The 14,050-nt window shown below is 71.2% G+C and carries 5 protein-coding genes; 1 reads left to right on the forward strand and 4 read right to left on the reverse strand.

Annotated elements, in window-relative coordinates; genetic code table 11:
- Positions 1–3,675: non-ribosomal peptide synthetase (locus D7V97_RS27720; RefSeq protein WP_120613647.1), on the reverse strand; the 3,675-nt coding region annotated here is incomplete at its 3' end.
- Positions 3,672–10,382: a type I polyketide synthase gene (locus D7V97_RS27725; protein ID WP_120613648.1), complete on the reverse strand. Its 6,711-nt coding sequence runs from the start codon at positions 10,380–10,382 to the stop codon at positions 3,672–3,674. The genes D7V97_RS27720 and D7V97_RS27725, both read right to left, overlap by 4 nt.
- 82 nt (positions 10,383–10,464) lie before the next feature.
- On the opposite strand from D7V97_RS27725, the gene D7V97_RS27730 reads away from it, so the two are divergent.
- Positions 10,465–11,892, forward strand: a complete 1,428-nt coding sequence (locus tag D7V97_RS27730) for a condensation domain-containing protein (protein ID WP_120613649.1) — start codon at positions 10,465–10,467, stop codon at positions 11,890–11,892.
- Here the strand turns inward: D7V97_RS27730 and D7V97_RS27735 are convergent.
- Together D7V97_RS27735 and D7V97_RS27740 are read right to left on the reverse strand one after the other, a co-directional pair.
- Positions 11,879–13,246 (reverse strand): cytochrome P450, encoded by a 1,368-nt coding sequence (locus D7V97_RS27735; RefSeq protein WP_120613650.1) that lies wholly within the window; start codon positions 13,244–13,246, stop codon positions 11,879–11,881. The genes D7V97_RS27730 and D7V97_RS27735 overlap by 14 nt on opposite strands.
- Positions 13,243–14,050 (reverse strand): glycosyltransferase (locus D7V97_RS27740; protein ID WP_233583264.1); only part of this gene is annotated, 808 nt, incomplete at its 5' end. The genes D7V97_RS27740 and D7V97_RS27735, both read right to left, overlap by 4 nt.

The following is a 14,050-nucleotide window of genomic DNA, read 5'->3' on the forward strand; positions in this document are numbered from 1 at the left end:
GGGCACGTACGCGCGGAAGGCCCGGGCATGGGCGCGGTAGACGTCGAAGCGGGCGCGCATCGCCTCGCTGGAGGGGGAGGCCCCGGGTCCTCCCATCCGCTCCAGCTCCACCGCGAAGTCCTGGCGCAGCAGCGCGTCGTCCGGTCGCGTGGGCCCGACTCCCGGCTGGAGCGCCGGCACCCAACTGTCGATGAGGGCGACGAGCGCCACGCGCCTCCCGCGCCGCAGCAGCTCCCGGGCCATCTCGAAGACCACCAGTCCGCCCATGGACCAGCCGGCGAGGAGAAGGGGGCCCTCCGGCTGCGTCTTCAGCACGACCTCCACGTAGGCCGCCGCCATGGCCTCCAGCGTGGTGAAGGGCTCGCGGGTGCCATCGAGGCCCGGGGCTTCGAGCCCGTAGAGCGGCTGCTCCATCCCCAGGTGCTGGGAGAGCGGGACGTAGCAGAGCGCGCTGCCTCCAATGGGGTGCACGCAGAACAGGGGCGGGCGCTTGCCGTGGGGCTGGATGGGCACGAGCGGTGTCCAGGGGGCCGCGGAAGGCTCCTCGCGCAGCAGCTCCGCGAGTCGCGCGATGGTGGGGTGCGTGAAGAGCACCGACAGGGGGAGCGTGCGTCCCCGCGCGCGGGCGATCCGCGACATCATGCTCATCGCGAGCAGCGAGTGTCCGCCCAGCGCGAAGAAGCTCTGGTCGATGCCCACGGGCCGCAGGTGCAGCAGCTCCTCCCAGAGCTGGACGAGCTGCCGCTCCACGTCATCGCGGGGAGCGGCGGGGAGGGCCTCGGAGACCGGGCCTCCGGTGGGAGCGGGCAGGGCCTTGCGGTCCACCTTGCCGTTGGGGGACAGCGGCAGCGCGTCCAGCACCACGAGCGCCGAGGGCACCATGTGCGCGGGCAGTCGCTCCGCGATGAAGCCGAGCAGCGCCCCGCTCTCAGGTGTGGAGCCCGCGGCGGGGACGACGTAGGCGACCAGCCGTCGATCTCCGGGCACGTCCTCCCGCGCGACCACGACGGCCTCACGCAGGGCGGGGTGCTCCAGGAGCCTGGCTTCAATCTCCCCCGGCTCGATGCGGAAGCCGCGCACCTTGAGCTGGTGGTCGGCGCGGCCGAGGAACTCGAGGCGCCTGTCGGGCAGGTAGCGGGCGTTGTCTCCCGTCCGGTACATCCGCGCCCCGGGCTCGGAGCTGAAGGGGTTGGGAATGAAGCGCTCCGCGGTGAGGGCCGGCTGGCGGAGGTAGCCCGCGGCGAGTCCGTCTCCCCCGATGTAGAGCTCTCCCGGCACACCCTGGGGCACGGGCTCCAACTGGCTGTCGAGCAGGTACACCTGCGTGTTCGCGATGGGGCGGCCAATGGACACCGTGCGCTCCACCTGGCCTGGCTCCTTCATCACGTAGCAGGTGGTGAAGGTGGCGCTCTCGGTGGGGCCATAGCCGTTGATGACGTGGCCGCCTCGCGCAAGGCGCTCCCTCACCCGGGCCGGTGCCAGCACGTCTCCTCCGGCGAGCACCTGGCGTACCCGGTCGAGCGCCTCGGGGTGGTACGCCACCATCTGGTCGAAGAGGGGCGCGGTCAGCCACAGCGTCGTCACCCCGAAGCGCTCCAGCACGCGGCCCAGCTCCTCGAGCGACGGCATGTGTGGCGGGCACACCGCCAGCTTCGCCCCATGCAGCAGGCTCCCGAACAGCTCGAAGGCCGAGGTGTCGAAGGAGATGGGTGACAGCAGCAGGAAGGTCTCTTGCGGCCCCGTGTCGAAGTAGCCGGTGTCCATCGCCATCCGCATCACGCCACGGTGGGGGACGCACACGCCCTTGGGCCGTCCGGTCGAGCCCGAGGTGTACATGACATACGCGAGGTCCAGGGGGCCCGTGCCCGCGACGGGCCGGTCGTCACGCCTCGCGGCGATGCGTTCCCGGTCCACGTCCATCAGCACCCGCCGCTCCGTGCTCATGGGCAACAGGTCCGATAGGGATTGCTGGGTGACGAGCGCGCGGACGTGGGCCTCGTCCAACATGAAGGCCAGTCTGTCTTTGGGATAGGTGGGATCCAGGGGCAGGTATGCACCGCCTGCCTTGAGGATGCCGAGCACGCCCACCACCGTCTCCACGGAGCGCTCCAGGCACAGGCCGACGATGGCACCGCGCTCCACGCCGAGCGCGCGCAGCTGCCACGCGAGCTGGTTCGCCCGCCGGTCCAGCTCCCGGTACGTGAGGTGCGCGCCCTCGGCTTCCACCGCGACGGCGTCCGGGGTCCGGTCCGCCTGCGCCTCGAACACCTCCTGGAGGCAGGCGTCCCGGGGGAAGGCCGTCGTGGTGTCGTTCCACTCCACCAGCAGTCGGTGTCTCTCTTCGGCGGTCACCAGCGGCAGCTCGCGGAGCCGTCGCCGGGGGCCGGCCACCATGCCCTCCAGCAGCACGCGCACGTGCTCCAGCATCCGCGCGACGGAGTCCGGCGCGAAGCGGTCCACGTCGTGGACGAGCTGCAGCTCCAGGTCCACGCCCACGTTCGCCACGAAGGTAAGGGGGTGCCCCGTCCGGGGGTCGGCGTAGGCGAGGTCCTCCAGCGACACCGCCCCCCCGGCGATGGGGTCGAGCTTCAGCCCGGGCGCGTTCTGGATGGAGACGACGCTGTGGAACAGGGGCTGTCCGCGCGGCACCTGGCCGAGTCCCTGGGCGTCCACCAGCGAGAGCACGTCGTGTCGCCGCGCGGCGAGCTGATCCGCCTGGAGCTGCTTCAGCCAGGGGAGGAGCTCCGCCTCGGGAGGGACCGCCACGCGCGTGGCCAGCGTGTTGATGAGCAGCCCCACCATCGTCTCGGAGCCGGCGAGCGCGGGCGAGCGACTGGAGGTGACGCTGCCGAAGACGACGTCGCGCTCTCCGCTGTAGCGGCTGAGCAGCAGCGTCCAGGCCCCCTGCACGAGCGTGCCGGGCGTGAGCTGGTTCTGCCGGGCGAGCGCCGTGAGCTGATTCGTCACGGACGCGGACACACGGAGGGTGCACGAGGCGTAGGTCGCATCGGCCTGGGGCGGCAGCTCGGAGCCACGGTCGACCCAGAGCGGGGTGGGGGCCACGAAGCCCTGGAGTGCCTCGCGCCAGTACCGCTCCGCCTCCGCCCGCTCGCGGCGCGACAGCCAGATGACGAAGTCACGGTAGGGGCGCCCCACCTCCAGCTCCAGCTCGCGCCCCTGCGCGAGCGCGTCGTAGTGGAGGGCGACCTCCCTCAAGCACAGGGGCAGCGACCACCCGTCGAGCAGCAGGTGGTGGTAGCTCCACAGGCATCGGTACAGCTCCGGTCCCAGCTGGAGGAGCTTGAAACGCAGGAGCGGCGCCGCCGCGAGCGTGAAGCCCTTGCGCCGGTCGGCGTCGAGCAGGGCCTCCCACCGCGCGGCCTGTTCGGCCACGGGCAGCCCGCGCAGGTCGTGCTGCTCCCAGGGCACTTCGACCTGGGTGCGCACGGCCTGGACCGGTTCGGGCAGGCCCTCCCAGAAGAAGCAGGTGCGCAGCACGGGGTTGCGTTCGACGACGCGCTGCCACGCGCGTTGCAGCAGCGGGAAGGCGAGCGGGCCCCGCCACGTCCAGGAGACCTGCTCCACATAGGCCCCTCCGCGCGGTGAGTAGAGGCTGTGGAACAACATGCCCTGCTGCATCGGCGCGAGCCGGTAGACATCGTCGACGTTCTTCATGGGTCGTGGGCCTCGTCGATCTGATCAATGAGCAACGCGAGGGTGTCCATCTGCGACGCATCCAGCCCCGCATGCGGGAAGTCCGTAGGAGAGATGGCGCTCCGGGCCTCGAGGTCCCCCGCGCACAGCGCGCGCAGTGCACCGAGCACGTCCGCGAGGAGCCGCTCCGGGGCCGGCCTGGGCAGGGTGTCCCCATCATGGGTGCAGCGCACGTGGATCCGGTCTCCGGCGAGGAAGCCTTCAAGCTCCAGGAAGCGTCCGCCCGTCAGGCCCCGTCCGGAGAGCCCTTCCGGAATCGCGCCGTTTCCTCCCAGCAGGCGCAGGCCCATCGCGTTCCGCCGAGAGCCGGACTCCTGAAGCGAAGGGCGGCGGACCTCTTCCTTGACGCCCTTGAGCAGCGTCGCTTCGTCGGCACCCTCGGGAAGCTCGATGCGCAGCGGACGGCTCACGTCGAAGCAGCCCACCGTGTGGGAGCAGTCGAACCCCTCGAACGCACCGCGCCCGTCATGGATGAAGTCGAGGTGAAGCACGCGGCCCTCGGTCCACGCCGCGAGCGCGCTGGCGAAGCCCACGAGCAGCGCCTCTCCCAGGTCGGCACGCCAGACGCGCGTGAGCTTCTCCTGGAGGGTGCGCGTCTCGTCCGCGGACAGTGAGGCCGTGAGCTCGTGCGCGGCGCCCCTCCGCGGGGCGACGTCTCCGCTCGACGCGACGGCGTCCTGCGTGAGCTGCTCCGCCCAGCGCTTGAAGGGCCAGGTCTTCGAGCGTGCGCCGTCGCCCGCGTTCGTCCGCAGGGCAGTGCTCACGTCCTCGGAAAGGATGCGCCATGACGTCCCATCAATGACCAGCTCATGACCAGCCAGGAGCAGGCGGCTGCCTCCCGCGGTGCCCTGGACGAGGGCCGCCGCCAGCAACGGCCCACGGCTCGGATCCAGCGCGGCCTGGAGGCGCTGCGCCGAGGCGCGGAGGGCCTCCGCGTGCTCCGCCCCCGACAGCGTGCCCAGGTCGAGCTCCACCAGCGGCACGTCCCCACCCGGCGGTGTGCCCTCCTGTCGCCAGTCCGTGCCCTCGTGGAGGAAGCGGTGGCGGAGCGCATCGTGACGGGTGAGGAGGCCATTCAGCACGCCGGCCACCCGGGCCGCATCGGTTGAACCCGGAAGGTCGAGTGTCAGCACCCGGCTGGCACTCGCGGTGGCCTCGGGAGGCACCTCCAGCAGGCGCCGCTGCTCCGGCGTGAGCGGGACGGGCCCCACCACCGGGCCCTGTTCGGCCTGTCGCGTGAGCATTCCTTCGAGCACCCGGCCCAGCTCCGCGATGGTGGAGGTCTGGAAGAACTGCTCCGGGTCGAGCTGGAGTCCCAGGCGGCTGCCACGGGCCATGATCTGGATGGCCTGGACCGAATCGCCACCGAGTTCGAAGAAGTCGTCGTGGATGCCGACCCGGTCGATGCCCAGCACCTCCTGCCAGGCAGCGGCGAGCTTCTGCTCGAACCCGGTGCGCGGGGGCACGTAGCCCGTCTTGAGGTTCGGTCGCGACTGGAGGGTCTCTCCCGTGCGCACCTCGGCCGCGGCCTCGGCGATGCGCTCGCGGACGACCTCGTCGGTGTTCGCGATCGTGGCCTGGAGGTCCCGCACGGAGACGACCACCTGCGGCATCACGCGGGCCGCCAGCAGCCGCTCGAACGCGGCCACGCCTTCACGCGAAAGGATCTCCTCGCGCGCGCCCTGGAGGGGGCCGGTGGCGTCCAGGGTCTCCGTCCTGGCGGCGGCCAGCGCGCGGAGTTCGGCGGCGGGGTCGTTCACCCGCTTCTGGGTCAGCCGCTCGACCTCCACCAGCACGCGGCCCGCGTCGTCCGTCAGCACGACGTCGAAGGCGCGCGTCTCCCCATCCGCACCCGCATGTTCGAGGAACCGCGCGTGGGCGTGGATGCGGCGCGGTAGCGCGCCGAGGAAGCGCAGGCGTCCATAGCCGAAGGGCAGGTAGTAGCCGCGCTCGGCGAGGAAGCTCTTCGCCATGCCGGAGGTCCGGTCCATCAGCGAAGGGTGGAAGCGCATGTGTTCGAGGTCGGAGGCGAACTCCGGCTGGAGCTCCAGCACGAGCAGCAGCTCGCCCTTGCCCAGATGGAGCTGGCGGACGCTGCGCCAGCGAGGTCCCAGGTCTTCCTCGTACTCGGCTTCGAGCGAGTCGGGCGTGCCCTCGCACCGGCGACGAATCGCGTCCAGGTCGAGCGTCCGCGGTGCCATGGGAGCGAGGAACCGGGCTCGGCCCGTGACATGGGCCGTGGCCTTGCCCGCGCCGTCCGCTGGCTGCGAGCGCACCACCCAGCGGTAGCCCTCCGCCTCCTGCTCGATGACGAGCCGGACTTCACGCGTCTCTCCGTCGGGCACCCGCAGCGGGAAGAGGAAGAACGTGTCGAACAGCTCGATGACGCGCTCCCGGGCGAGGCCGGAGAGCGCGGCCCGCACCAATTCGAACCACGCCACGCCGGGGACGGTGGGGGTGCCGAGGATGCGGTGCTCATCCACGACCCAACGCGACCGCGCATCGCCGATGTCCGAGGCGAAGACGAGCCGCTCCGGCGTGTCCTCGAGGCAGCGGTGGAGGAGCGGATGCGGGAGCAACCGGAGGGGCTGTTCCGCGGCTGCGTCCTTGCGCGCCGCCATCCCGACCTCCTCCCACGCACCCCAGTTCACCGCCACGGCGTGCACCCCGGTGCGGGCGTGGTACGCGCGCACGGCCGCATCCAGGAAGGCGTTGCCCGCCGTGTAGTCCACCTGACCCAGTCGGCCGACGACGGAGGACAGGGAGGAGCAGGCGACGAAGAAGTCGGGAGCGGTTCCCTCCAGCGCGGCCATCAGCACCTGCGTCCCCCGCACCTTGGGCGCGAGGACGACGGCCGCTGCTTCGGGCGACTTGAGCTGGATGAGGCCACCGCCTGGAACGCCCGCCGCGTGGATGACCCCGTGGAGCGCGCCGAAGCGCTCTTGTGTCGCGGCCATCACCCCCCGCATCGCCTCCAGGTCGGTGACGTCCGCGCGGCACACGAGGACCTCCGCGCCCCGCTCCTCGAGCGACAGGACGGCGCGAATCCTCCCGAGCACCGTGTCCTCCGTGCCGGGATCCTCCAGGAGCCGGGGCCACGCCTCGCGCGGAGGCAGCGCCGTGCGCGCGGTGAGCACGAGCCGGGCGCGCACCCGATCCGCGAAGGACTCCGCGAGGGCGAGCCCGATTCCACCGAGGCCACCGGTGATGAGGTACGTGCCGCGCTCACGCAGGGGCGGCGTCGCGGCGCCGTCTCCCAGTCGGAGCGTGTCGAAGCCCTGCACCCAGCGGCGGCCTCCCCGGTACGCGGTGTTCGGCTCCTCGACCTCGGAGGCGACGTCCGTGGCGATCAGCTCCGCCAGCCGTTCGAGCCGCGGACCGCCGGTGGGAGGCAGCGTGACGTCCACGCTCCTGCAACGCAGGCGGGGGTACTCGCGAGGGATGACCCGGACCGGGCCCAGCACCGTCGCCTGTTCGGGCCACACGAGGTCGTCGCCGGTGACCTCCTGCATGCCATTGGACACCGCCACGATGCTCACCGGCTGCTCCAACCCCTGTCGCCCCAGTGCTTGGGCCAGGAAGAGCAGGCTGTAGAAGGACCGCGCGACCACGTCCTCGGAGGACGCGCCCGCGGCTTCGGGAGTGAGGCCGAAGCAGTGCACGATGCGTTGGGGCGCGCGTCCCTCGGTGTGGAGCTCCGAGAGCAGGGCCGCGTAGCCCTCACGGGTGGGCGCCACCTCGAACGTGTCCGCTGCGGTGCGCCGGAAGGCCCGTGCCTGTCGCGCTTCCACCACGTCCCCACCGGACTGACGCAGCCGCGCGGCGACGCGAGCCCCGAGCCCGGCTTCATCCACGAGCAGCAACCACGTGACACGCGGTGTGCCCTCCGTCGCCGCGCGCGCGGCGAGCAGGGGAGCTGACTCCTTCCAGACCGGCACGTAGAACCAGCTCGCCAGGTCGGCCCGTTTCTCCAGGGAGCCCTGCCGCGCGCCGGGGACGACGTGCGAGGTGCGCGGCTCGACCCAGTGGCGCTGGCGCTCGAAGGGGTACGTGGGAAGTGTCTGGCGATGACGCTGCTGTCTGGCGAAGAGGCCCGGCGCCGTCACGCCCAGCAGCCAGAGCTGGCCCACGGTGCGCAGCAGGTGCTCCACGTCCGAGGTCTGCTCCTCGGCGGACGGAAGGCAGGGCAGCACGGCCTGGCCCGGCTGCTTCCGGGGATGCCACCGCGCCAGCGTGCGCAGCGCCCGTCCCGGGCCTACCTCCAGCAGGACGGCATCAGGCTCCTGGAGCAGGACCTCCAATCCATCCGCGAAGCGCACGGGCTTTCGCAGGTGCTGGGCCCAGTAGTCGGGGCTCATGGCCTGCTCCGGGGTGATCCACGTCCCCGTCACGCAGGAGAGGAAGCGGAGCCGCGGCGCATTCCTCTGGACGCGGGCCACCGCCTCACGGAAGGGCGCCACCGCGGCCTCCACCTGCTTGCAGTGGAAGGCATGGGAGGTGCGCAGCCGCCGGCAGGGAATGGCGCTCCCAGAGAGCCGTCGCTCCAGCGCGGCGATGGCCTCCGTGGAGCCCGCGACCACGCACGAAGACGGACCATTGATCGCGGCCAGCTCCAGCTCCGGCGCCAGCAGGAGGAGCAGCTCACGCTCGGGAAGCTGCACCGACAGCATCGCCCCGGGCGGGCACGCCTGGAGCAGGCGCCCCCGAAGCGCTACGAGGTCGAGCGCATCGTCGAGCGAGAACACTCCGGAGAGACACGCGGCGACAAGCTCACCCACGCTGTGGCCGAACATCGCGCCCGGCTGGAGACCCCAGTGCTGGAGCAGCCGCGCCAGCGCGTACTCGATGACGAAGAGCGCCGGCTGGGTGAGGGCCGTCTGCTCCAGTCGCGCCGCCGCGTGAGCCTCCCCTCCCTCGGCGATGAACAGCACCGACGCCAGGTCCAGATCGTGTCGCCGCCGCAGGGCTTCGAGGCAGCGGTCCACCTCGTCGCGGAAGACGGCCTCGGAAGCGTAGAGGTCCGCCGCCATCCCGGGATGCTGTGAGCCCTGGCCGGGGAAGAGGAACACCAGCGACCGGCGGGTGGGCTCCTGCGTGCGCGACAGGACCCGCTCCGGATGGAGGGTCGCGAGTGTGGTCGCGGCGTCCTCCGTGTCACGGCACACCACGAACCGGCGGTGGTCGAAGTCGCGCCGGCCCACCGCCAGCGTGTACGCCACATCCGCCAGGGGCAGGGTGGGGTGCTGCTTCAGGTGCTCGGCGAGTCGGGTCGTCATCGCCTCCAGGGCCGCGTCCGAGCGGGCTGACAACATGAGGAGCTGGAAGGGGCGCGACGGGCCCGAGGCGCCTCTCACGGGGGCCTCCTCCACGACGACATGCGCGTTGGTGCCGCCCAGGCCGAAGGCGCTGACGCCCGCGCGCCGCGGTGCCGGGGCGTCCCAGTCACGCAGCCGCGCGTTGACGTAGAAGGGGCTCTGGGCGAAGTCGATCTCCGGGTTGGGCGTCTCGAAGTGCAGGCTCGGCGGGAGGCGGCGATGCTCCAGCGCCAGGGTCGTCTTGATGAGCCCGGCGATGCCGGCCGCGGTGTCCAGGTGCCCCAGGTTGGTCTTCACCGAGCCGAGCGCGCAGAACCCCGTGCGCTGCGTCTGGGCCCGGAAGGCCAGCGTCAGCGCTTTCACCTCGATGGGGTCACCCAGCGAAGTGCCCGTCCCGTGCGCTTCGACATAGGAGACCGTGTCGGGAGTCACGCCCGCCAGCGACTGCGCCATGGCGATGACGTCCGCCTGCCCGGTGACGCTCGGCGCGGTGTAGCCGACCTTCGCGGCGCCGTCGTTGTTGAGGGCGCCGCCCCGGATGACCGCGTGGATGGTGTCGCCGTCGGCCAGCGCATCGGAGAGTCGCTTCAGCAGCACGACGCCCGCCCCGTTGCCGGCGACGGTGCCCTGGGCCTTCGCGTCGAAGGCGCGGCAGTGCCCGTCCGGCGAACCGATGCCCCGCTCGTTGTAGAGGTACCCGGTCCGTTGTGGAACGGTCAGCGAGACACCGCCGGCCAGGGCCATGTCGCACTGGTGGCTGAGCAGCGCCTGGCTGGCGAGCACGACGGCCACGAGCGACGTGGAGCACGCCGTCTGCACGGAGATGCTCGGGCCCTTGAGATCCAACTTGTAGGCGACGCGCGTGGCCAGGTGGTCGTTCTTGTTGTGGAGGATGGTCTGGAACGCGTTCGCCGTTCCCACCAGCCGTCCCGCCGGAACCAGGTGCTGAAGCAGGTAGTGGTTGGCGCCGGCCCCGGCGAAGACGCCGATGGGACCTGGAAAGGCAGACGGTTCGTACCCGGCGCGCTCGAACGCCTCCCACGCGCATTCGAGGAAGACGCGCTGTTGCGGGTCGGTCAGCTCGGCCTCTCGCGGAGAGAAGCCGAAGAAGCGCGCGTCGAAGCGCTCGACGTCCTCGAGGAGGCCCCGGGCCTTGACGTACTTCGGGTCTCCCAGCTCCGCGGGATCAATGGACGCGCGCTCCAGCTCCGCGTCGGAGAAGAAGGAGATGGACTCCACCCCTTCCTGGAGGTTCCGCCAGAACTGCTCCACGGTGCTGGCGCCGGGGAAGCGGCAGGACATGCCGATGATGGCGACGGCTTCCATGTCCAGGGGCTGTGGTTCGGTGCTCATGCCTTCCCTCGTCCTGCCTTCATGGGGGCGCGCAGCCTATACTGAAACCTGAATCAGTCTTCAGCTTCGAAGGCGTTGCGCGATGCAACACGTGTCGCCGCGCAGCGTCATCTTCCGCGTCATGCGCGCCGAGGTGTTCCCGATGAGTGTCGAACCTGTTGCTTCACCGCGTGCGGCGTCATCCCCGCGCTGGCGTCGTCCGTTGGGACTGGCGGAGTGTCTCTTCTGGCAGCTCGACCGGGTCCTCTGCGGCAACTTCATCGCCACCGTGGAGCTCACCGGTCCGGTGGTGGAGGAGGACCTCGCGAAGGGACTCGAGGCCCTCGTTGAAGCGCATCCCATCCTGCGGGCGCGCATCGTCGAGGACGCGGAAGTGGGCCGTCCCTGCTTCGAGGAGGTGGACGCGGTGCCACCCACGCTGATCCGCGTCGCGGCGGAGCCCGAGGCCCTTCGACGTCACTGGATGCGAGAGGCGGACCTCCCTATCGATGAAAGCCGAGCACCCCTGTTCCGCGCGCACTGGGCCAGCGATGGCGAGCGGACCTGGGTGGGCCTGACGTTCCACCATGCCATCGGCGATGGTGATTCGAGCGCGCGGCTGCTGTCCGAGTGGATCCGCTTCCTGGATGAAGGCGTCGGCCCAAGGCCCACGCTCCCTCCGCCGGCGCAGGAGTCGTTCTACCGCCCGGAGGCGTTCGGCGCGGCGGACAAGGCCACCCATCTGGCCACGGTGATCGCGGACGTGAGGGCGCGGATCCAGGGAGTGGCTCCGGGGAATGTCGTGCCGGGCCTGTGCGAACGGACGACGCTCACGCGGGAGCTCGGCTACCACGAGTTCGAGCTGTCATCCGAACAGACCGAGTCCCTGGTCCAGGCCTGTCGGCGACACGGCGTGACGGTGCACGGAGCGCTGGGCGCGGCCTACCTGGGGGCGCTGCACGCGGAGTTCCTGGCCCCGGGACAGTCCGTGGTGCTGTCGCTGGGTTCGCCCGTCAACCTCCGGAATGTACGCCGAGGTCGCGTGGAGGCGGACGACGTCGCCGTGAGGCTGTCGGGGGTGGTGAGCCGCATTCGCGTGAGCAACGAGGAGGACTTCTGGCAGCTCGCGGACACCGTCACGCGGGACGTCCGGCAGCAGGTCGAGGTGGGCAATGCCCATCTCCTCCACGAGCTCGTCTACGCCCAGCACCCGCCGAGTCTCGCGCGGGAGAGCGGCCTCGCCCTGCTGGAAGGGATGCGGCGCTTCCCGTGGAACAGCGTGCTGACGAACGTCGGCCGCATGAACATCCTGGAGCACGGGCGGAAGCTCACGGTGCGGCGCCTGGGGTTCTACGGAGCACCGACTCCGAGTCAGGCGTTGGTGATGGCCATCAGCACGTGTGGCGGTCTGCAGACCCACACCGTGTACGACCGCCAGAACCTCTCGCCCGAGCGGGCCACGTCCCTCCTGCGCCGCTTCGAGGAGCGGCTGCTCGGCGTCATCGATTCGGGGGACGTCAGGGCGACGTGAGCGGATCCAGGTGCATGGGCACACCGCCCTTGGGACGCAGCGCCACCAGCGGTTCCTGCTCCGCCCGCCAGCCGGGCACCCGACGGAGCCGGTAGCGCCGCAGCACCTGCGCGAGCAGCAGCACCATCTCCATCATGGCGAAGCGCTGGCCGATGCAGTGGCGCTGCCCGGCACCGAACGGCAGGTAGGCCAGGCGTGGCCGGCCCGCGGAGCGCTCGGGCGAGAAGCGCTCGGGATTGAAGCGCTCCGGCTCCGGCCAGAGCGACGGCTGGCGGTGGATGACCCAGGGCGAGATGGCGATGATGAGGCGGGGACTGGCCGGGATGCGGAAGCCGTCCAGCACGTCCTCCGTGAGCGCCTGCCGCACCAGGACCCAGGCGGGTGGGTGCAGGCGCATGCTCTCCTCGAGCACCTGCGAGAGATAGCGCAGCCGGGGGACGTCCTCCGCCGTGGGCACGCGCTCGCCCAGCACCTGGGCGACCTCGGCGCGAGCCTGATCCTCCACCTCCGGATGCTCGGAGAGCAGTGACCATGTCCACGCCAGGGCATTGGCGGTCGTCTCGTAGCCGGCGATGAAGAGCGTCATCAGCTCATCGCGAAGCTGTCCATCCGTCATGCCCTCGCCCGTGTCGGCGTCGCGGGCCTCCATCAGCATCGCGAGCAGGTCCTGTCCGCGCGTCTCTCCGCTGCGACGCCGAGCGATGATGTCGAAGACGACGGCGTCGAGCGTCTGGCGCGCTCGCACGAAGGCGCGATTGCCGGGAGTGGGGAGGCCGAGCGGCAGCGGCATCAGGGACAGGACGCGCCCGTTCACTTCTTGCTGCGCCACCGTGAGCGCCGGGAGGACGCGGTCCGCCTCGTCCATCACCTGGGTGGAGAAGAGCGCCCGGCTGGCGATGGAGAGCGTGGTCCGCGCCATCTCCTGCGCCAGGTCCAGCGGGGCCGAGGGGTCGGGGCGCGTCCGCCAGCGCTCCAGCATGTGCCGCCCTTCCTCCTCCATCACCCGCACCAGGGGCACCAGTCGTTCGAGGTGGAAGGCCGGCTGTGCGAGGCGCCGCTGTCGCTTCCAGAAGTCTCCCTCGCTGGTCAGCAGGCCATTGCCGAGCATGGCGCTCAACCGCTGCGCCCCCACGCCCTTCGTGTACCGGCCGACGTGCTCCACGAGGACGTGCTTCACGTGCTCGGGGTTCACGAGCGACAGCACCCGGTTGACGGGCCCCATGCGCCACTGGGCCACGTCGCCGTATTCGCGGTGCATCCGGAGGAGGAAGGGGAGCGACTCGCTCCTGCGCTCCCGCAGGCTTCCCCAGAACCAGTGGCCCCGGGGGCCCGGTGCCTCGCGAGTGCCGGTCATGAAAGGGCCGCCTCGATGATGCGCACCGCCTGGCCCACGCCATCCTCGGACCGGATCGTCGCGCCAAGGTGTTCGGCCCGAGCGCGCATCCCGGGCGAGTCCGTGGCGGCGATCGCGGTCGCGAGGTTCTGTGCCGTGAGCTGCTTGCGAGGAATGGGACGCGGAGCCACGCCGAGCTGCTCCATGCGCCAGCCCCAGAACGGTTGGTCTCCGAGGAACGGCACGACGGCCATGGGGACGCCCGCGCGGAGGGCCGCGGCCGTCGTCCCCGCGCCACCGTGGTGCACGACGGCGGCCATGCGCGGGAAGAGCCAGTCATGCGGTGCCGAGTCGACGAAATGCACGTTCTCGGGGAGCGCCTTCCGGTCGAGCCCGCCCCAGCCCGCCGCGAGCACCGCGCGGCGTCCGTTCAGCGCCTGGACGACGAGCCGGCTCGTCTCGGCGGCATCGAAGCCACCCATGCTGCCGAAGCCGACGTAGACGGGGGCAGGCCCCGCATTGAGGAAGTCGAGCAGCCCGACCGGAGGCACCCAGGTGCGCGCCTCATCGAGGAACCAGTAGCCGGTGACCTTGATGAGGTCGGACCAGTCAGGCGGTGGAGGAACGACCGCGGGAGAGAACCCGTAGACCACCGGCCATCGGCGCTCGAGCATGACGTGGCCAGGATGGACGAGCGACCAGGGCCCGAGTCCCAGCACGTTGCGTCGGGCCTGATTGACCATGCGGCGGAAGCCCAGCCAAACGAGCTGCCGCATCGCCACGTGCAGCGAACGGTTGACGAACCCAGGCAGGGGGCGCCGGGGC

It is taken from the genome of Corallococcus sp. CA053C, from assembly GCF_003611675.1.
In the GTDB taxonomy this organism is placed as follows: domain Bacteria; phylum Myxococcota; class Myxococcia; order Myxococcales; family Myxococcaceae; genus Corallococcus.

What these genes read in the sequence shown, in the direction of transcription:
- D7V97_RS27730 (WP_120613649.1), top strand. Translation starts at nt 10,465, where the DNA reads ATGCAACACGTGTCGCCGCGCAGCGTCATCTTCCGCGTCATGCGCGCC.
- D7V97_RS27725 (WP_120613648.1), bottom strand. Translation starts at nt 10,382, where the DNA reads ATGAGCACCGAACCACAGCCCCTGGACATGGAAGCCGTCGCCATCATC.
- D7V97_RS27735 (WP_120613650.1), bottom strand. Translation starts at nt 13,246, where the DNA reads ATGACCGGCACTCGCGAGGCACCGGGCCCCCGGGGCCACTGGTTCTGG.